This window comes from Mycobacterium sp. UM_Kg27 (genome assembly GCF_000972905.1).
Classification (GTDB): domain Bacteria; phylum Actinomycetota; class Actinomycetes; order Mycobacteriales; family Mycobacteriaceae; genus Mycobacterium.
Genome location: NZ_JRMM01000013.1, coordinates 17,399 through 36,344 on the forward strand (window position 1 = coordinate 17,399; position 18,946 = coordinate 36,344).

The following is an 18,946-nucleotide window of genomic DNA, read 5'->3' on the forward strand; positions in this document are numbered from 1 at the left end:
TCACGGCTGGACCCTGTGGATACCGCTGCGGACAACCTGTCCACGATCCGGTGGCGAATCGTCAGTCGATCCACACCACCTGCTTCATACACAGCCGCGCCGGCCGGTCCGGGCGTGTCATGCACTGTTCTTCCCCAGCCCCGTGCCCCCGCTCAGCAGCGACGATGCCACGTTGTGCCCAGCATCCACAGGACTTACTACTAATACTGGGAGTTATCCCTCGATTCTTTTTAAAAGCAGGTCGTTGGGGATTCGGGTCAACCGAGCCTGTTCACAACCGGCCTGCCTGGTCCCCGTCCAAGGCCATGTGGGGCCGCTCGGTGTTGAGGTTTAACTTTCAAGAAGGCCGTCCAGGCTCTACGGTTGGTGACCGACCGCTCCTACACTTCGGCGTGGGGCGTTACACGGCCGCGGGTGGGGAGGTTCACCAGTCGCCGCAGGGTAGAGCTCGATATCGGGGTGACGAGAGGACGTTATGGACGCGGCGACCACGAACGCGGGTCTGACCGACTTGAAGTTCCGCCTGGACCGGGACGACTTCGCTGACGCGGTGGCGTGGGTGGCCAAGTCGCTGCCGGCCCGGCCCACGGTGCCCCTGTTGGCCGGAGTGCTGCTGACGGGTTCCGACAACGGTCTGACCGTGTCCGGATTCGATTACGAAGTCTCCGCCGAGGTTCAGCTTGCTGCTGAGATCGCTTCTCCGGGAAGCGTTTTGGTATCCGGTCGACTGCTCTCGGATATTACCCGGGCATTGCCGGCCAAGCCGGTCGAAGTCCAGGTCGAATCCACTCGGGTCTCGTTGACCTGTGGGAATTCACGATTCTCGCTGCCGACCATGACGGTCGAGGATTACCCCACTCTGCCGACTCTGCCCGACGAAACTGGCGTGCTGTCCTCGGATGTGTTCGCCGAGGCCATCAGCCAGGTGGCGGTGGCCGCCGGCCGTGACGACACGCTGCCCATGTTGACCGGCATACGTGTCGAAATCTCGGGTAACACAGTGGTTTTGGCTGCCACAGATCGTTTCCGCCTGGCTGTCCGAGAGCTGAGTTGGTCTGCCGCACCAGGTACCGAAGCTGCGGTATTGGTCCCGGCGAAGACCCTCGCTGAAGCGGCCAAGGCCAGCAGCGACGGCAACGAGGTGCATCTGGCTCTGGGCGCTGGGGCTTCAGTCGGCAATGAGGGCCTGCTGGGCATCACCAGCGCTGGAAAGCGCAGCACCACTCGACTGTTGGATGCCGAATTCCCGAAATTCCGGCAACTGCTGCCCAGCGAGCATCTTGCCGTCGCCACGATCGGTGTCGCTGAGCTCACCGAGGCGATCAAACGTGTGGCATTGGTGGCCGACCGGGGCGCCCAGGTGCGCATGGAGTTGTCCGAGGGCACTCTGCGACTGTCGGCCGGTGCCGAAGACGTCGGTCGTGCCGAGGAGGATCTGCCGATCGACTTCGTCGGGGAGCCGTTGACCATCGCGTTCAACCCGACCTACCTCACGGATGGGTTGGGATCGCTGCACAGCGAGAAGGTGTCGATGGGTTTCACCGATCCGAAGAAGCCGGCGGTGCTGCGCCCCGCCAGCGCAGAAGACCCGGCGCTGATCGGTGATGGTCCGTTCCCGGCGGTGCCGTCGGATTACGTCTACCTGTTGATGCCGGTTCGCCTGCCCGGCTAAATCGGCGCAGCAGCGACGACGGGAGGGGTTGGTTTCTCGGTGTATGTCCGCCACGTGGGCCTGCGGGATTTCCGGTCCTGGGCGCACGTCGATCTGGAACTGGAGCCCGGCGCGACGGTGCTGGTCGGACCGAACGGCTTCGGTAAAACCAATCTTGTTGAGGCACTGTGGTATTCGTCCACTTTGGGATCACACCGGGTGGCCACGGACGCGCCACTTATTCGCTCGGGTGCCACCCGCGCCGTGGTTTCGACAATCGTGGTCAATGAGGGCCGCGAACTCGCCGTCGATCTGGAGATCGCCGCAGGCCGGGCCAACAAGGTGCGCCTGAACCGCGCACCGGTGCGGCACGCCCGCGAAGTCGTAGGGGTACTGCGTGCGGTGTTGTTCGCCCCCGAAGACCTGGCGCTGGTGCGCGGTGATCCCGGCGAGCGCCGCCGTTACCTCGACGAATTGGCCAGTGTGCGCCGTCCGCGGATCGCGGGCGTGCGCGCCGACTACGCTCACGTGCTGCGACAGCGCACAGCGCTGCTCAAAAGTGCCCCGGGCGCACTGCACCGCGGTGACCGTTCGGTGCTCGACACCCTCGATGTGTGGGATTCCCAATTGGCGTTGCACGGCGCCGAGCTGATGGCCGCCCGTATCGACCTGGTCAATCAGTTGGCGCCGGAAGTCGAGAAGGCTTATCAACTGCTGGCGCCGGGCACCAGAACCGCCGCCGTGGCCTATCGACCGAAACTCGAGATCCCCGCCGGTATCGAGAACCAGGGCGCGGCCGAACTTCAAGAAGCCCTGATTGCGGAGTTGACCCGCCGCCGCGGTGCGGAATTGGACCGCGGGATATGCCTGGTCGGCCCGCACCGCGACGAGTTGGAGTTGCAGCTCGGCGACCGGCCGGTGAAAGGGTTTGCCAGCCACGGCGAGTCATGGTCGATGGCGCTGGCGCTGCGACTGGCTTCCTATGAACTGCTCCGCAGCGAAGGCGCCGAGCCTGTGCTGTTGCTCGACGACGTCTTCGCTGAACTGGACGCCGCCCGGCGCCGGGCGCTGGCCGGCGTCGCGGCGTCCGCCGAGCAGGTCTTGATCACCGCCGCCGTGCCCGACGACATCCCCGCCGACTGGCAGGCCCGCCACATTCGTATCGCGGTCACCGAAGGTGACGAGGGCAGGGTGTCGGAATTGATGGACGATGCCTCGTGACCGACTTCGAGGACTCGCACGACGAACCGGTGCTGCAGCCACCGGCGCACCTGGCCGGCCTGGCCGGCATGGACCTCGTCCGCCGCACCCTGGCCGAAGCGCGCGAAGCCGCTCGCAGCCAGGGCAAGGACGTCGGGCAAGGCCGCCGGGCGCCGTTGCGCCGCCGTACCCCGGGCACCGGCGGCGGTCGCCGCAGCTGGTCGGGGCCGGGACCGGATCGTCGCGATCCCCAGAGCCTGGGCGCGGCAACCCGCGACCTGGCGCAGTCTCGGGGCTGGTCTGCCCAGGTGGCCGAGGGCACGGTGCTGGGTCAATGGCGCTCGGTGGTCGGTGACGACATCGCCTCGCACGCAACACCGACCCGGCTCTCCGACGGGGTGCTCAGCGTGGCGGCTGAATCGACCGCCTGGGCCACCCAGTTACGCCTGGTCCAAGCCCAATTGCTGGCCAAGATCGCCGCCGCCGTCGGTGACGGCGTGGTCAAGACGCTGAAGATCACCGGCCCGACGGCCCCGTCCTGGCGCAAAGGGCCGTTACACGTCTCCGGTCGGGGCCCGCGCGATACCTACGGTTGAGTCGCCGCCGGAATCCGGCGCCTGTGTGGCGCTACGAGCAGGAAAATCGTTCCGGCCAGCGGCCGGACACGAGGCAAACCGCGATATCGACGCCACGGCGCAATCAGGTAGGCAGAAACACCACAAGAAAATGCTCGCCGTCGGGGCCTCAAGGTAGACTGGCTCAGTATCCCGCGCATGCACCCGAGTGCTGCGTCGAATGCTGACTTGCGAACCTGAGGAGAGCTCCCCGACCGTGGCTGCCCAAAACAAATATGGTGCCGATTCGATCAAGGTTCTCGAAGGCCTCGAAGCAGTCCGTAAAAGACCCGGTATGTACATCGGCTCCACCGGTGAACGCGGTCTCCACCACCTGATCTGGGAGGTTGTCGACAACGCGGTCGACGAGGCCATGGCCGGGTTCGCCTCGCAGGTGACCGTGCGCATCCTCGAAGACGGTGGCGTCGAGGTGACCGACGACGGTCGAGGTATCCCGGTCGCCATGCACGCCACCGGCATCCCGACCGTCGATGTGGTCATGACCGTGCTGCACGCCGGCGGAAAGTTCGAAGAGGGCGCCTACAGCGTCTCCGGCGGTCTGCACGGCGTCGGCGTCTCGGTGGTCAACGCGCTGTCCACCCGACTGGAGGCCGACATCTGCGTCGACGGCTACCAGTGGTTCCAGTCCTACGACAAATCCGTTCCCGGGACCCTGCGCAAGGGCGAGAAGACCAAGAAGACCGGCACCACCATCCGGTTCTGGGCCGACCCGGACATCTTCGAAACCACCACCTATGACTTCGAGACTGTGGCGCGGCGCCTGCAGGAGATGGCATTCCTCAACAAGGGCCTGACCATCGACCTCACCGATGAGCGGGTGCGCGTCGAAGAGGTCGTCGACGAGGTTGTCAGCGACACCGCCGAAGCACCCAAGACCGCGGAGGAACAGGCCGCCGAGGCCGTAGCTCCACACAAGGTCAAGCACCGCGTCTTCTGCTACCCCGGCGGTCTGCGCGATTTCGTCGCGCACATCAACCGCAGCAAGACCGCGATCCACCCGACCATCGTCGACTTCGACGGCAAGGGAACCGGACATGAAGTCGAGATTGCCATGCAGTGGAACGGCGGATACTCCGAGTCGGTGCACACCTTCGCCAACACCATCAACACCGCCGAGGGCGGCACTCACGAAGAGGGTTTCCGGTCGGCATTGACCAGCGTGGTCAACAAATACGCCAAGGACAAGAAGCTGCTCAAGGACAAGGACCCAAACCTCACCGGTGACGACATCCGCGAGGGCTTGGCCGCGGTCATCTCCGTGAAGGTGTCCCAGCCGCAGTTCGAGGGCCAGACCAAGACCAAGCTGGGCAACACCGAGGTCAAGTCGTTCGTGCAGAAAGTCTGCAATGAGCAGCTGGGCCACTGGTTCGAGGCCAACCCCGCCGAAGCCAAGACCATCATCAACAAGGCGGTCTCTTCGGCGCAGGCCCGCATGGCCGCCCGCAAAGCCCGAGAATTGGTGCGGCGCAAGAGCGCAACGGATCTGGGCGGCCTGCCCGGAAAGCTGGCCGACTGCCGCTCGAATGACCCGAGTAAGTCCGAACTGTATGTGGTGGAGGGTGATTCGGCCGGCGGCTCGGCGAAGAGCGGCCGCGACTCGATGTTCCAGGCGATCCTGCCGCTGCGCGGCAAGATCATCAACGTCGAGAAGGCGCGCATCGATCGCGTCCTGAAGAACAACGAGGTCCAGGCCATTATCACCGCACTGGGCACCGGTATTCACGACGAATTCGACATCTCCAAACTGCGCTACCACAAGATCGTGCTGATGGCCGACGCCGACGTCGACGGCCAGCACATCTCAACGCTGCTGCTCACCCTGTTGTTCCGTTTCATGCGGCCGCTGGTGGAGCACGGGCACGTGTTCTTGGCGCAGCCACCGCTGTACAAGCTCAAGTGGCAGCGCGGTAACGACGCCGAATTCGCCTACTCCGACCGCGAACGTGATGGCCTGCTGGAAGCCGGCAAGGCCGCCGGCAAGAAGATCAACATCGATGACGGCATTCAGCGGTACAAGGGCCTCGGTGAGATGGATGCCAAGGAGCTGTGGGAGACCACGATGGATCCCAGTGTGCGGGTGCTGCGCCAGATCACGCTCGACGACGCGGCCGCCGCGGACGAGTTGTTCTCGATCCTGATGGGCGAGGACGTTGAGGCCCGCCGCAGCTTCATCACGCGCAACGCGAAAGACGTTCGCTTCTTGGACGTTTAGAGATGTATTGCGACGTCGAACCGACCTTGACGTGACATCGCGACATCTGACCGGACGGACTTCTTCACAGAACGAGGAATAGATGACAGACACCACGCTGCCACCCGGGGACGACTCGGTGGACCGGATCGAACCGGTCGATATCCAGCAGGAGATGCAGCGCAGCTACATCGACTACGCCATGAGCGTGATCGTGGGCCGTGCACTGCCCGAGGTGCGTGACGGTCTCAAGCCGGTGCACCGCCGCGTGCTCTACGCGATGTATGACTCCGGGTTCCGTCCGGACCGCAGCCACGCGAAGTCCGCACGGTCGGTCGCCGAGACGATGGGCAACTACCACCCGCACGGCGACGCCTCGATCTACGACACCCTGGTCCGGATGGCTCAGCCGTGGTCGTTGCGCTACCCGCTGGTCGACGGCCAGGGCAACTTCGGTTCGCCGGGCAACGACCCCGCGGCCGCCATGCGTTACACCGAGGCCCGGCTGACTCCGCTGGCCATGGAGATGCTGCGCGAAATCGACGAGGAAACAGTCGATTTCGTCCCGAACTACGACGGCCGGGTACAAGAGCCGACGGTGCTGCCGAGCCGGTTCCCGAACCTGCTGGCCAACGGTTCCGGCGGTATCGCGGTCGGTATGGCGACCAACATCCCGCCGCACAACCTGCGCGAACTCGCCGAAGCGGTGTTCTGGTGCCTGGATAACCACGAGGCCGACGAAGAAACCACCCTGGAAGCGGTCATGGAGCGGGTCAAGGGCCCGGACTTCCCCACCTCCGGCCTGATCGTCGGTTCGCAGGGCATCAACGACGCCTACCGAACCGGGCGCGGCTCCATCCGGATGCGCGGCGTTGTCGAGATCGAGGAGGACTCGCGCGGGCGGGCCCTGCTGGTCATCACCGAGCTGCCCTATCAGGTCAACCACGACAACTTCATCACGTCGATCGCCGAGCAGGTGCGCGACGGGAAGTTGGTGGGAATCGCCAACATTGAAGACCAGAGCAGTGACCGGGTGGGACTGCGCATCGTCGTCGAGATCAAGCGCGACGCGGTTGCCAAGGTGGTGCTGAACAACCTTTACAAGCACACCCAGCTGCAGACCAGCTTCGGCGCCAACATGCTCTCGATCGTTGACGGAGTGCCGCGCACCCTCCGGCTGGATCAGATGATCCGCTACTACGTGGCTCATCAGTTGGACGTCATCGTTCGGCGCACCCGCTACCGGCTACGCAAAGCCGAAGAGCGGGCCCACATCCTGCGCGGTCTGGTCAAAGCACTCGATGCCCTCGATGAGGTGATCGCCCTGATCCGGGCATCGCAGACCGTCGACATCGCCCGCCAGGGCCTGATCGAGCTGCTCGACATCGATGACATTCAGGCGCAAGCGATTTTGGACATGCAGCTGCGCCGGCTGGCCGCGCTGGAACGCCAGAAGATCATCGATGAATTGGCCAAGATCGAAGCCGAGATCGCAGACCTCAAGGACATTCTGGAAAAGCCGGAACGGCAGCGTGCGATCGTGCATGACGAACTGGCTGAGCTCATCGAGAAGTACGGCGACGACCGCCGCACCCGGATCATCCCCGCCGACGGCGACGTCGCCGACGAGGATCTGATCGCCCGCGAGGACGTCGTCGTCACCATCACCGAGACCGGCTACGCCAAGCGCACCAAGACCGACCTGTACCGCAGCCAGAAGCGGGGCGGTAAGGGCGTACAGGGCGCCGGTCTCAAGCAGGACGACATCGTCGCGCACTTCTTCGTGTGCTCGACTCATGACTGGATCCTGTTCTTCACCACCCAGGGCCGGGTGTACCGAGCCAAGGCCTACGACCTGCCGGAGGCGTTGCGCACCGCACGCGGTCAGCACGTCGCCAACCTGCTGGCCTTCCAGCCCGAGGAGCGCATCGCTCAGGTCATCCAGATCAAGAGTTACGAAGACGCGCCGTATCTGGTGTTGGCCACCCGCAACGGTCTGGTCAAGAAGTCCAAGCTGACCGACTTCGACTCGAACCGATCCGGCGGCATCGTCGCGATCAACCTGCGCGACGGGGACGAACTGGTGGGCGCGGTGCTGTGCTCGGCCGAGGAAGACCTGCTGCTGGTGTCGGCGAACGGTCAGTCCATCCGGTTCTCGGCCACCGACGAAGCGCTACGGCCGATGGGCCGCGCCACCTCCGGTGTGCAGGGCATGCGATTCAACGCCGACGACCGGCTGCTGTCGCTCAATGTGGTCCGCGAGGACACCTATCTGCTGGTGGCCACCGCCGGCGGGTACGCCAAACGCACGGCGATCGAGGAGTACACCGCGCAGGGTCGCGGCGGCAAGGGAATCTTGACCATTCAGTACGATTCGCGGCGAGGCCGGCTGGTCGGGGCACTGATCGTCGACGATGACAGTGAGCTCTACGCGATCACCTCCGGTGGCGGTGTGATTCGCACCGCGGCACGGCAGGTTCGTAAGGCCGGACGTCAGACCAAGGGCGTTCGCTTGATGAACTTGGGCGAGGGCGACACACTGATAGCGATTGCGCGGAACGCCGATGAAGAGGCGGTCGACGAGGACTCGGGTAGCTGAACCCGACGCCAGACCCGGCCGCGGCGCGGTGGGGACACGCAGGTAAGGAGTCGTGGGTGAGCGCACCGAACGAGCCGGGGCACCCGGGCAACGGGGGCAAGGCGGACTCGGCCGGCAACGGTCCGGGCGAGCCGGGTCAGCGGCCCGCGGGCCGTCCCGGCCGGATCACCGAGACCGGGGAAGCCCCGCCGTGGCAGCGCGGCGGTCAGGCCCGCCCGGCCGCACCGGCCCGGCCCGCAGACGGCGGGGCGCACTCCCCCGGCGTTGACGAGCGGATACGCCGTTTCGTGTCCGGGACGGCTGCCCCGACAGCGCCTCCCGCGCCCGGCGCGCCGCAGCAGGCCCCGGCCAAGCCCCCGGCGGCGACCAAGCCGCCCGCTCAGCCTGCCAAGCCGCCGGGTCAACCGGCCAAGCCGGCCGCCAAGCCCGCGCCGCCGGTGAAGCCCGCCCAACCCGACGACGCCTACGTCAGCGAGTTGCCGGATCTGTCCGAACCGGCGCAGCGGCGGTCTCCGGCCCGCCGCCCGCAGGTGTCGGCGGGCCCGCGCGGGCCGCTGCGGGCAAGCATGCAGATTCGCCGGATCGACCCCTGGAGCGCGCTCAAGGTGTCCTTGCTGCTGTCGACGGCGCTGTTCTTCGTCTGGATGATCGCGGTGGCAGTGCTGTACGTCGCTTTGGGCGCAATGGGCGTCTGGAACAAGCTGAACAGCAACGTGGGCGACCTGTTGACCAACAACAGTGCCGCCGAACTGGTTTCCGCCGGTTCGATTTTCGGCGGCGCTGCGCTGATCGGGCTGGTGAATATCGTGGTGCTGACCGCGATGGCCACCCTTGGCGTGGTGATCTACAACCTCAGCACCGACGTCGTCGGCGGCGTAGAGGTAACCCTGGCTGACCGGGACTGACGGGCCGGGCGCTCACGGCATTTTGGTGAGCGGGCACCCAGTGCGGTAATCTCGCTCGGTCGCAGACGACTACGGGCCTATAGCTCAGGCGGTTAGAGCGCTTCGCTGATAACGAAGAGGTCGGAGGTTCGAGTCCTCCTAGGCCCACGAGTCCCACCAGGGGCCTTAGCTCAGTTGGTAGAGCGCTGCCTTTGCAAGGCAGATGTCAGGAGTTCGAATCTCCTAGGCTCCACAATGCGAACGCGCAGGCGTCGCCCCGGTGCGCTAAATCTTGTGCTGTGCGTCCACGCTCGGTGGGCGCGGCGACGACTCCTGCGGCCGGTTCGAGCGGCGGATCAACACCGCCACCACCCCGCCCGCCAGCAGTGCCGCACCGGCGGCCGCCGCGAGCACCCAGGACCGGCGAACATGACGGCGAGGGGCACGACCTTCCAACAGCTCCGGGAAGCCGGCGACGGCCTCTTGGGCGGCGGCCAGTTCCCGGGCCGCGGCTTCGGCGGCCTCGGAGACGCGGTCGGACAGTTGGCTGTCCCGATAGCGCCGGCGTAATTCGACCGCCCCGCGGCGCACAGCGGCGCCGCTGAGACCCGCGGCGCCAAGCGCCACGTCCACCGGCCCGGCAGCGGTGTGGGCGAGACCGCGAGTCAGGCGCTCTCGGTGGGTCAGCGGGGTCTCGGTCGCCAGGCGCATGGGCACAACGCTACCCGTGACGCAGCCCACCACGGCGCGAATGGCAGACTGTGATCCCATGACCTCCAGCTCCATTGCCACCGCAACTGCCACGCTGCACACCAACCGCGGCGACATCAAGATCGCGCTGTTCGGCAACCACGCTCCCAAGACCGTGGCCAACTTCGTCGGCCTGGCCCAGGGCACCAAGGAGTACTCGACCACCAACGCCTCCGGCGGCTCCTCGGGGCCGTTCTACGACGGCGCGGTGTTCCACCGGGTGATCGGCGGATTCATGATCCAGGGCGGCGACCCGACCGGTACCGGTCGCGGCGGCCCCGGCTACAAGTTCGAGGACGAGTTCCACCCGGAGCTGGTGTTCGACAAGCCCTACCTGCTGGCGATGGCCAACGCCGGACCGGGCACCAACGGCTCGCAGTTCTTCATCACCGTGGGCCAGACCCCGCACCTGAACCGCAGGCACACCATCTTCGGTGAGGTCGTGGACGCGGACTCGCAGGCGGTTGTGGACGCCATCGCCACCACCGCGACCGACCGTGCCGACCGGCCCACCGAGCCGGTCGTCATCGAGTCCATCACGGTCGCCTAGCGGCGACGCGTGGCCGTGGTCAGCGGCCGGTGTAGCCGGCCGTTGACAGTACTTCGAACACCTCGCGCGGGTCGGTTCCCAAATCCCACCGCGACAGGATCAGTAACTCGTCATCGACGGTTTCGATCTCCAGTAGCCGATGCTTGCGCCCGATGCGCTGGTACTCGGTGACACGAAGCCGGGTGAGGCTGTCCGGGGTGAGCACTTTGGTGCGCCACCAACCCCGCACCGCGAGGCCGTCGAACGTCAGCGCGAGCTTGGGCCGGGCCCGCCAGGACAACCCGGAGAACACCAGCAATCCCAGTCCGGCAACGCTGCCCAGCACCCGTCCGGGGGTATCGGTGGCGATCGTCGTAGCGCTGATGGCCAACGCGGCCCCGACAAGCGCGCACGCAACGATTCCGCCGGCCGGTGGCGACCACTCCGTCTGCGCATGCCCGGGCTGACTCACGTCGACCTGCACGTTTCGAGGTTATCTACAGGAGTTGTCCACAGTGGGGATAAATCACATCGATGTGATTGACCCAGGACACGGGTGCTGAGCCGGCATCGGCGGCGGTCCGACATAACCGAAATACCGCGTCCGTGCAGCTCAGTGCCAGCGCATGGTGAGTAATAGCCCGGTGATCATGAAGGCAAACGCGATGGCATAGTTCCACGGGCCCAGTTCGGCCATCCAGTTGAGCGCGGCGGGGGCATCCAGCCCGGTGGCCCCCAGCTGATACACCATCAGCCACACCAGTCCGAGGAGCATCAGCCCCAGGAACAGTGCGACGAACCATGTGCTCGATGGGCCGCCTTTGACCTTGACCGGGGTACGGCTCACCGACGAAGGGGTGAAGCTGGTGGTCTTCTTGCGAACCTTGGACTTGGGCATCGGTACCTCGGGAAAGTGCGGCGTGAAGCTGCGAGTATGGGTCGGTACGAGATTAGCCCAGCAGGCTAGTCCAGCCGAGAACGGGAGAGCCGATGGCGCAGATGGGACTGCCGTCCTCCGGCCGCCGTTCCCCGTGGCGGATCGGAGTTCCGCTGGTCTGCCTGCTGGCGGGCCTGCTGCTGGCGGCCACTCACGGGGTCTCCGGCGGTAAGGAGATCCGGCGTGGCGACGCCCCCCGACTGGTCGATCTGGTCCGCGCGACCCAGGCCACGGTGGAAGAACTCACCGCGCAGCGTGACACGCTGGCAGCCGGTGTGGGTTCAGTCCACGGCCGAAGCTCCGGCATCGCCCTGTCGGCGATGCGCAAACGCAGCGAGCAACTCGCATCGACCGGCGGGCTGGAGGCGATGTACGGGCCGGGCCTGGTCGTGACGCTCGCCGACGCCCAGCGTGATGCCAACGGCCGGTTCCCACGCGACGCCTCCCCCGACGACCTGGTGGTGCACCAACAGGACATCTCCGCCGTGCTCAACGTTTTGTGGAGCGCCGGCGCCGAAGCTGTGCAGATGCAGGACCAGCGGATCACCGCGGAATCGGCGCCGCGGTGCGTGGGTAACACTCTGCTGCTGGACGGCCGGACCTACAGCCCACCGTACGTGGTGACCGCGATCGGTGACCCGGCCGCGATGCAGGCCGCGCTGGCCGACGATCCCCTGATCACTCTCTACAAGCAGTACGTGATCCGGTTCGGCCTGGGTTACAGCGAGCAGGTCAGTGCGGACCTGGAGGTCGTCGAGACACCGGCCGTCGCCCGGATGCGCTACGCCGTGCCGGTCGGCCCGGTCGACTACTGATTGGGCGCAGCGGGCCGTCGCCGTCAACGCGGCGGTAGCCTGTTGGTCGTGCGGATCCTCGTCGTCGACAATTACGACAGCTTTGTGTTCAACCTGGTCCAGTATCTGGGCCAGTTGGGTGTGCAGGCTGCCGTCTGGCGTAACGACGACGCGCGCCTGAGCGACCCGGCCGCTGCGGTGGCCGACTTCGACGGGGTGTTGCTGAGCCCCGGACCGGGCACGCCCGAACGCGCCGGCGCCTCGATCGCCCTGGTCGGGGCGTGCGCGGCTGCCGGAATCCCGGTGCTGGGGGTCTGCCTGGGGCACCAGGCGATCGGCGTCGCCTTCGGCGGCACCGTGGGCCGGGCGCCGGAGTTGCTGCACGGCAAGACCAGCACGGTCTTTCACTCCGGTGCGGGGGTGCTCAAGGGTTTGCCGGATCCGTTCACGGCCACCCGCTACCACTCGTTGACGATCCTGCCCGAGACGCTGCCGCCCGTTCTGGAGGCGACGGCGCGCACCCGCGGCGGAGTGATCATGGCGGTGCGGCACACGGAGCTGCCCATCCACGGGGTGCAGTTTCACCCGGAGTCCATCCTCACCGAGGGCGGTCACCGGATGCTGGCCAACTGGCTGGGCTATTGCGGCTACAGCTGCGACCCGGATGACCTCGAAGCCTTGGTGCGCCGGCTGGAGGAGGAGATCGCCGCGACGGTCCAGACCGCCCGGCCGCCCGCCCCTGTTCCGTAGCCGTTCGCCAGCGCCGCGTTACTGACCGAAGCGCAGCGTGATGTTGCCATCGGTGTTCACACCCTGTCCGGCCGCCGGGCTCTGGTAGAGCACCCGGTTGTGCCCGGATCCGCCGGCATCGACGTCGGCGCCCTTGACCAGCATCCCGGTCCAGCCCAGGGCCCGCAGCTGCGGTTCGGCGTCGGTCCAGAACATGCCGGCCAGATCCGGCATCACAAACTGGTTGCCCCGCGACACCCGCAGCTCGATCACCGCGTCGACGGGCACCGTCTCACCGCTGGGCGGGCTGGTGGCGATCACCTCGCCGGCGGGTCGCGGACTGTCCACCGCCACCTCGGTGATCTTGGTGAAGCCGTAGACGGTCAGGTTCTTCTGCGCCAGATCCACGGTCTGGCCGGTGACGTCAGGAACGGGCTTGGTGGCCGGGCCGCTGCCGATCACGATGATGATCTCGTTGGTGACAGCCGTGGTCTGATTCGCCGGCGGGTTGGTGCCGACCACCTTGTCCTTGAGTTCCGGGGTGGACGGCGAGTTGACCTGCTTGAACTTGCCGAACCCGGCGGCGGTCAGCTTCTTGACCGCGTCGGCGTAGCTCAGGGTCGCGACATCGGGAAGCTGACGCTGCTCCGGCCCGTAGGACACGTCAACGGTGATCTTGTCGCCCTTGTTCGCCGGGGAGCCGGCGGGCGGGTCGGTGCCGATCACATGGTCGGGCGGGACGTGGGAATCGGAGCGCTGCTCGGTGCGGGTCTTGAAGCCCTTGTTCTGCAGTTCGGCGATCGCGTCGACCGACGCACGGCCGCTGACGTCGGGCACCTGGATCTGGTGGGTGCGGCCGCCGAACGTGTTGATCGACACCGTGACGATGACGGTCAGCACGGCGAGCACGATCGCGGCGATCAGCCAGCGGCCCACCGAGCCCGGCCGCTCGTGGCCGAAGTCGAGTTCCTGGCGGGGCAGCGGGTCGGTCTGTGCACCGGTGTGGTCACCGGCCCGCGGCGTCATGATCGAGGCACGATCGGCCGCGGTGAGCACCCGGGGGGCTTCGGGCGTCTCCCCGTTGTGGACCCGCACCAGATCGGCACGCATCTCGGCGGCGGTCTGGTAGCGGTTGTCCGGATTCTTCGCCAGCGCCTTGAGCACCACGGCGTCCAGATCGGCGGGCAGGCTCGGGAGCCGCTGCGACGGGGGCACCGGATCCTCGCGGACGTGCTGGTAGGCCACCGCAACCGGGGAGTCGCCGACGAAAGGTGGGTCGCCGGTGAGGATTTCGTAAAGCACACAGCCCAGCGAATACACGTCCGAGCGGGCGTCGACGGTGTCGCCGCGAGCCTGCTCGGGTGACAGGTACTGGGCGGTGCCGATCACGGCGGCGGTCTGGGTGACGCTGTTGCCGGCGTCGGCGACGGCACGGGCGATGCCGAAGTCCATGACCTTCACCGCGTTGTGCATGTCGATCATGATGTTGGCCGGCTTGACGTCGCGGTGGATGATGCCGTGCTGGTGGCTGAAGTTCAGCGCTTGGCAGGCGTCCGCGATCACCTCGATGGCGCGGATCGGCGGCATCGGGCCGTCGTTGTGCACGATGTCGCGTAGCGTGACGCCCTCGACGAGCTCCATCACGATGTAGGGCAGCGGACCGGCCGGGGTCTCGGCTTCACCGGTGTCGTAGACCGCGACGATCGCCGGGTGGTTCAGGGCAGCGGCGTTCTGTGCCTCGCGCCGGAAGCGCAGGTAGAAGCTGGGGTCGCGGGCCAGGTCGGCACGCAGCACCTTCACCGCGACCTCGCGGTGCAAGCGGGTGTCGACAGCGCGGTGCACCTCCGACATGCCGCCGAAGCCGAGGATCTCGCCGAGCTCGTAGCGATCGGAGAGCCGTTGCGGCGTGGTCATTGCGACGTCCTGTGCCAGGTCCAACCCGATGATTGCGCGGCCGGAGACGTCGCCGACGACTCAGCGTTCGACGAGCTGGTTAGCGGAGCCCCGGTGTCGGTGACGGTGGCCGGCGCCAGGGAGCCGCCCGGGCTCTTGGCGTTGACCACGATCAGCACCGCGATGATGATCGCCAGCGTGCCGAGCACCCCGGCCGCCCACAGCAGCGCGCGCTGCCCGGCGGTGAAGGTGCGCCGCGGCGGGGGCGTGCGATGGTTGCCGGCGCTGGGCCGGGCCCGGCGCGCCGCGGTGGCCCGCGCGGACACGGGCGGAGCGGCCCGGGTCACGACACCCGACGGGATGGCCGACGGGGCGGCGCGCCCGGCCGGCAGCGCCTGACTGGGCCGCGTGGGACGCCGCCCGGAGCGCACCGCGGCCACGGCATCGGCGAACGGGCCGCCACTGCGGTAGCGCATGGCCGGGTTCTTGGCCAGCGTGATCTCGATCAGTTCGCGCACGTTGGGCGGCAACTCGGCGGGCAGCGGCGGCGGGGGCTCTTTGATGTGCTTCATCGCGACGGTCAGCGCGCCGTCGCCGGTGAACGGCCGCCGCCCGGAGAGCACCTCGTAGCCGACCACCCCCAGCGAGTACACGTCACTGGCAGCGGTGGCGTCCTGGCCCAGCGCCTGCTCCGGGGCGATGTACTGGGCGGTGCCCATCACCATCCCGGTCTGGGTGACCGGGGCGGCGTCGACGGCCTTGGCGATACCGAAGTCGGTGATCTTCACCTGGCCGGTGGGCGTGATCATGATGTTGCCGGGCTTGACGTCACGGTGGACCAGTCCGGTGCTGTGCGCCACCTGCAGGGCGCGCCCGGTCTGCTCCAGCATGTCCAGGGCATGCCGCAGGGACAGCCGCCCGGTCCGCTTGAGCACCGAGTTCAGCGGCTCACCGTTGACCAGTTCCATGACCAGGAACGCGGTGCGGCCCTCCCCGTCCAGGTCGGTCTCGCCGTAGTCGTGCACGCTGGCGATACCCGGATGGTTGAGCATCGCGGTGTTGCGGGCCTCGGCGCGGAACCGCTCGATGAACTCCGGATCCGAGGAGAACTCCGGCTTGAGCACCTTGACCGCGACGCGGCGGCCCAGCCGGTTGTCGACGGCCTCCCACACCTGGCCCATGCCGCCGGTGGCGATGAGCCGCTGCAACCGATAACGCCCGGCCAGTGCCGCGCCGACCTGTGGACTCATGAGCCCCCCTGCAGGGCGGCTTGGATCACGGCGCGTCCGATCGGTGCGGCCAGGGCACCGCCGGTGGCGGCCAAGCGGTCGCCGCCGTCTTCGACCAGGACGGCAACGGCCACTTTCGGGGCGCTGGCCGGGGCAAAGGCGATGTACCACGCGTGCGGCGGGGTGTTCCGCGGATCGGCACCGTGTTCGGCGGTGCCGGTCTTCGACGCGATCTGTACGCCCGGGATGGCCCCCTCCTGCTGGGTCATTCTTTCGGCGTCGATCATTAGTTCAGTTAGCTTAGCCGCGACCTGCGAGGACACTGCACGGCGCTGCTCGCGCGGCTGGGTGGTGGCGATGCCCGCCAGGTCCGGACCCTCCAGGCCGTCGACCAGATACGGCTGCATGGTCAGCCCGCCGTTGGCGATGGTCGCCGCGATGACCGCGTTCTTCAGCGGAGTGACCGCGACATCCTTCTGGCCGATGCTGGTCATCCCGAGCGCGGCCGCGTCGCGGATCCGGCCGACGGTGGACTCCGCGACCTGCAGCGGTATCGGCTCGGGGGTGATATCCAGCCCGAAGCCCTGGGCCGTGCTGCGCAGAGCGTCCACACCGGTACGCATACCCAACTGGACGAAGGCGGTGTTGCAGGAACGCGCGAACGCCACCCGCAGCGGCACGGTCGGCTCGTTGCCGCCATCGCAGGTGCTGCCGCCGTAGTTCTCCAGCGTGACCGTGCTGTCGGGCAGCGCGATGCGCGCCGCGTTGGTCAGGGACTCGTTCTCACTGACGCCTGCCTGCAGCGCCGCCGCCGTCGTGATCACCTTGAACGTCGAGCCCGGCGGGTAGGTCTCGCTGGTGGCGCGGTTGGTCAGTGGTGAGGCCGGGTCGTCGCGCAGCTGTTGCCAGGCCTGGCCCTGTTGGGCCGAATCGTGCGAGGACAGCAGGTTGGGGTCATACGACGGCGCCGACACCATCGCCAGGACCTTGCCGGTGGACGGTTCCAGGGCCACCACCGCACCGCGACAGCCGCCGGTGCAACCGTTGCGCATCGCCTCCCAGCCCGCTTGCTGCACCCGGGGCCGGATGGTGGCTTCCACGGTGCCGCCGCGCGGGTTGCGGCCGGTGAAGAAGTCGGCCAACCGCAGCCCGAACAACCGCGGGTCCGACCCGTTGAGCACGGTGTCCTCGGCACGCTCGAGGCCGCTGCTGGAGTACCGCAGCGAGTAGAACCCGGTGACCGGGGCATAGACGGCCGGGTCGGGGTAGATGCGCTGGTATTTGATGCGGTCGTCGGTGGCGACCGAGTAAGCCAGCAGCTGGCCGGCGGCGGTGATCTGACCGCGTTGCCGGGAGTACTCGTCGAGCAGCACCCGCTGGTTGCGCGGGTCGGCGCGCAGCCCATCGGCGGCGAAGACCTGGGTCAGGGTGGCGTTGCCCAACAGCAGCACGATCAGCGCCATCAGGGTCATCGTGACGCGGCGCAGGGAGGTGTTCATACGCGCTCGATCACCGCCGTGCCGGTGTCGCCGATCGGAGTCGGGCGCACGGGATGGGTGCTCAGCGGCCGGCGGGCGGCGTGCGAGACCCGCAGCACGATCGCCAGCAGCACGTAGTTGGCCAGCAATGACGATCCGCCGTAGGACAGCCACGGGGTGGTGAGCCCGGTCAGCGGAATCAGCTTCGTCACCCCACCGACCACGATGAACAGCTGAATGCCCAGGGTGGCGGCCAAGCCGGCGGCCAACAGCTTGCCGAAGCTGTCCCGCACCGCTATCGCTGTGCGCATCCCACGCACGATCACGATGGTGTAGAGGATGAGCACGCCGGCCAGCCCGACCAGACCCAGTTCCTCGCCGAATGCGGCGATGATGAAGTCCGTCGAGGCCGCGGGCACATATCCGGGCTGTCCGTTGCCCAGTCCGGTGCCGAAGATGCCGCCGGTGGCGAAGCTGAACAGCGACTGCACCATCTGATAGCCGGCGCCCTCCGGGTCGGCGAAGGGGTCCAGCCAGGTTTGTACCCGCACCCGGACGTGGCTGAACAGGAAGTAGGCGGCCACGCTGCCGGCGGCGAACAGCAGCATGCCGATCACCATCCAGCTGAACCGGCGGGTGGCCAGGTACACCACCACCAGGAACGATGCGTACAGCAGCAACGACGTGCCGAGGTCCTTCTCGAACGCCATGACTCCCACCGAGATCACCCAGGCGGCCAGCAGCGGCGCCAGGTCGCGCGGCCGGGGCAGGTTCATGCCCAGCACGTGCTTGCCGGCGCTGGTGAACAACCGGCGTTTGGACACCAGCACCGCGGCGAAGAAAATCAGCAACAAGATCTTGGAGAACTCGGCAGGCTGAATTGTGAAGCCCGGCAACCGAATCCAAATCTTGGCACCCTGACGCTCGGACAACGAGGCCGGCAGCAGGGCGGGGATCACCAGCAGCACCAAGCCGGCCAGGCCGCAGACGTAGCCGCTGCCGGACAGCTGACGGTGGTCTTTGAGGGCCACCAGCACCAGGGCGAAGACGCCGACGCCGACCAGTGTCCACAGCATCTGCGCGCTGGCGCCGGGACGCGCGCCGGCGCCGTCGATCGCGACGCCGAGATCGATGCGGTGGATCATCACCAGCCCGAGGCCGTTGAGCAGCGCCACCACCGGCAGCAGCAGCGGGTCGGCGTACCGTGCCGACCGCCGGATGACCAGGTGCGCGAAGCCGAACAGCACCAGAAACGCCACCCCGTAACCGACCAGGTCCCAGCGCAGGCCCTGCTCGTGACCGGCCTCGACGATCAGCATCGCCACCGCGATGATCATGGTGGCGAAGCACAGCAGCAGCAGTTCGGCGTTACGCCGATCCGGCAGCGCCGGTGTCAGCGTCACCGGCGGCTGCGGCGCGGTGCTCACGTCGCTGTGGTCTCCCCCGC

General features: G+C 67.3%; 16 protein-coding genes and 2 tRNA genes. 11 read left to right on the plus strand and 7 right to left on the minus strand.

Going from position 1 to position 18,946, the window contains the following annotated elements:
- Positions 1 to 475: 475 nt before the first annotated feature.
- The 8 genes from dnaN (at position 476) to LI94_RS03900 (ending at position 9,413) form a co-directional block, all read left to right on the plus strand.
- The gene (gene dnaN / locus LI94_RS03865) at positions 476 to 1,672 is read left to right on the plus strand and encodes a DNA polymerase III subunit beta (RefSeq protein WP_024442095.1); all 1,197 of its coding nucleotides are present in this window, start codon (positions 476 to 478) and stop codon (positions 1,670 to 1,672) included.
- Between the two features lie 39 nt (positions 1,673 to 1,711).
- Positions 1,712 to 2,872 carry a DNA replication/repair protein RecF gene (recF, locus tag LI94_RS03870; protein WP_024442096.1) on the plus strand — a complete coding sequence of 387 codons (1,161 nt, stop codon included), beginning with the start codon at positions 1,712 to 1,714 and terminating at the stop codon, positions 2,870 to 2,872.
- Positions 2,869 to 3,447, plus strand: coding sequence for a DUF721 family protein (locus LI94_RS03875; protein WP_024442097.1), 579 nt, complete (start codon positions 2,869 to 2,871; stop codon positions 3,445 to 3,447). The genes recF and LI94_RS03875 overlap by 4 nt, the downstream gene beginning before the upstream one ends.
- A 199-nt stretch (positions 3,448 to 3,646) precedes the next feature.
- Positions 3,647 to 5,698 (plus strand): DNA topoisomerase (ATP-hydrolyzing) subunit B, encoded by a 2,052-nt coding sequence (gene gyrB / locus LI94_RS03880; RefSeq protein WP_152664746.1) that lies wholly within the window; start codon positions 3,647 to 3,649, stop codon positions 5,696 to 5,698.
- A gap of 82 nt (positions 5,699 to 5,780) precedes the next feature.
- Positions 5,781 to 8,276: a DNA gyrase subunit A gene (gene gyrA, locus LI94_RS03885; RefSeq protein ID WP_024442099.1), complete on the plus strand. Its 2,496-nt coding sequence runs from the start codon at positions 5,781 to 5,783 to the stop codon at positions 8,274 to 8,276.
- 56 nt (positions 8,277 to 8,332) lie between these two features.
- A complete protein-coding gene (locus LI94_RS03890; RefSeq protein ID WP_024442100.1) occupies positions 8,333 to 9,181 on the plus strand; it encodes a DUF3566 domain-containing protein in 849 nt (282 codons plus the stop codon).
- 73 nt (positions 9,182 to 9,254) lie between these two features.
- Positions 9,255 to 9,328: transfer RNA gene (locus tag LI94_RS03895), tRNA-Ile, on the plus strand.
- Positions 9,329 to 9,340: 12 nt separating this feature from the next.
- Positions 9,341 to 9,413: transfer RNA gene (locus tag LI94_RS03900), tRNA-Ala, on the plus strand.
- Between the two features lie 32 nt (positions 9,414 to 9,445).
- Here the strand turns inward: LI94_RS03900 and cwsA are convergent.
- On the minus strand, positions 9,446 to 9,871 hold the full coding sequence (cwsA, locus tag LI94_RS03905; RefSeq protein WP_024442101.1) for a cell wall synthesis protein CwsA: 426 nt from the start codon (positions 9,869 to 9,871) through the stop codon (positions 9,446 to 9,448).
- A gap of 40 nt (positions 9,872 to 9,911) precedes the next feature.
- On the opposite strand from cwsA, the gene LI94_RS03910 reads away from it, so the two are divergent.
- On the plus strand, positions 9,912 to 10,460 hold the full coding sequence (locus LI94_RS03910; RefSeq protein ID WP_081654534.1) for a peptidylprolyl isomerase: 549 nt from the start codon (positions 9,912 to 9,914) through the stop codon (positions 10,458 to 10,460).
- Positions 10,461 to 10,479: 19 nt separating this feature from the next.
- On the opposite strand, the gene LI94_RS03915 is transcribed toward LI94_RS03910, so the two are convergent.
- Positions 10,480 to 10,923 carry a PH domain-containing protein gene (locus LI94_RS03915; RefSeq protein WP_239651149.1) on the minus strand — a complete coding sequence of 148 codons (444 nt, stop codon included), beginning with the start codon at positions 10,921 to 10,923 and terminating at the stop codon, positions 10,480 to 10,482.
- A 129-nt stretch (positions 10,924 to 11,052) separates the two neighbouring features.
- Positions 11,053 to 11,337 carry a cell division protein CrgA gene (gene crgA / locus LI94_RS03920; protein WP_024442104.1) on the minus strand — a complete coding sequence of 95 codons (285 nt, stop codon included), beginning with the start codon at positions 11,335 to 11,337 and terminating at the stop codon, positions 11,053 to 11,055.
- Positions 11,338 to 11,438: 101 nt separating this feature from the next.
- Here crgA and LI94_RS03925 point away from each other — a divergent pair, with 101 nt between their 5' ends.
- Both LI94_RS03925 and LI94_RS03930 read left to right on the plus strand, forming a co-directional pair.
- Positions 11,439 to 12,191, plus strand: a complete 753-nt coding sequence (locus tag LI94_RS03925) for a DUF881 domain-containing protein (protein ID WP_046300358.1) — start codon at positions 11,439 to 11,441, stop codon at positions 12,189 to 12,191.
- A 48-nt stretch (positions 12,192 to 12,239) separates the two neighbouring features.
- Positions 12,240 to 12,920: an aminodeoxychorismate/anthranilate synthase component II gene (locus LI94_RS03930; protein WP_024442106.1), complete on the plus strand. Its 681-nt coding sequence runs from the start codon at positions 12,240 to 12,242 to the stop codon at positions 12,918 to 12,920.
- Positions 12,921 to 12,938: 18 nt separating this feature from the next.
- Here LI94_RS03930 and pknB read toward each other — a convergent pair whose 3' ends face one another.
- Genes pknB through LI94_RS03950 form a run of 4 tightly spaced genes read right to left on the minus strand, consistent with a single transcriptional unit; the run spans position 12,939 to position 18,926 of the window.
- Positions 12,939 to 14,813, minus strand: a complete 1,875-nt coding sequence (pknB, locus tag LI94_RS03935) for a Stk1 family PASTA domain-containing Ser/Thr kinase (protein WP_024442107.1) — start codon at positions 14,811 to 14,813, stop codon at positions 12,939 to 12,941.
- Positions 14,810 to 16,042 carry a protein kinase gene (locus LI94_RS03940; protein ID WP_024442108.1) on the minus strand — a complete coding sequence of 411 codons (1,233 nt, stop codon included), beginning with the start codon at positions 16,040 to 16,042 and terminating at the stop codon, positions 14,810 to 14,812. Before LI94_RS03940 ends, pknB begins: the two co-directional genes overlap by 4 nt.
- Positions 16,039 to 17,520 carry a D,D-transpeptidase PbpA gene (gene pbpA / locus LI94_RS03945; protein WP_046300359.1) on the minus strand — a complete coding sequence of 494 codons (1,482 nt, stop codon included), beginning with the start codon at positions 17,518 to 17,520 and terminating at the stop codon, positions 16,039 to 16,041. The genes LI94_RS03940 and pbpA overlap by 4 nt, the downstream gene beginning before the upstream one ends.
- Positions 17,517 to 18,926: an FtsW/RodA/SpoVE family cell cycle protein gene (locus LI94_RS03950; protein ID WP_024442110.1), complete on the minus strand. Its 1,410-nt coding sequence runs from the start codon at positions 18,924 to 18,926 to the stop codon at positions 17,517 to 17,519. Before LI94_RS03950 ends, pbpA begins: the two co-directional genes overlap by 4 nt.
- Between the last annotated feature and the right edge of the window lie 20 nt (positions 18,927 to 18,946).

Bases quoted from the DNA above. Each gene is read 5' to 3' on its own strand.
- LI94_RS03910 (WP_081654534.1), top strand. From the start codon at position 9,912: ATGGCAGACTGTGATCCCATGACCTCCAGCTCCATTGCCACCGCAACT.
- gyrA (WP_024442099.1), top strand. From the start codon at position 5,781: ATGACAGACACCACGCTGCCACCCGGGGACGACTCGGTGGACCGGATC.
- LI94_RS03940 (WP_024442108.1), bottom strand. From the start codon at position 16,042: ATGAGTCCACAGGTCGGCGCGGCACTGGCCGGGCGTTATCGGTTGCAG.
- LI94_RS03925 (WP_046300358.1), top strand. From the start codon at position 11,439: ATGGGACTGCCGTCCTCCGGCCGCCGTTCCCCGTGGCGGATCGGAGTT.
- cwsA (WP_024442101.1), bottom strand. From the start codon at position 9,871: ATGCGCCTGGCGACCGAGACCCCGCTGACCCACCGAGAGCGCCTGACT.
- dnaN (WP_024442095.1), top strand. From the start codon at position 476: ATGGACGCGGCGACCACGAACGCGGGTCTGACCGACTTGAAGTTCCGC.
- gyrB (WP_152664746.1), top strand. From the start codon at position 3,647: ATGCTGACTTGCGAACCTGAGGAGAGCTCCCCGACCGTGGCTGCCCAA.
- pknB (WP_024442107.1), bottom strand. From the start codon at position 14,813: ATGACCACGCCGCAACGGCTCTCCGATCGCTACGAGCTCGGCGAGATC.
- pbpA (WP_046300359.1), bottom strand. From the start codon at position 17,520: ATGAACACCTCCCTGCGCCGCGTCACGATGACCCTGATGGCGCTGATC.
- crgA (WP_024442104.1), bottom strand. From the start codon at position 11,337: ATGCCCAAGTCCAAGGTTCGCAAGAAGACCACCAGCTTCACCCCTTCG.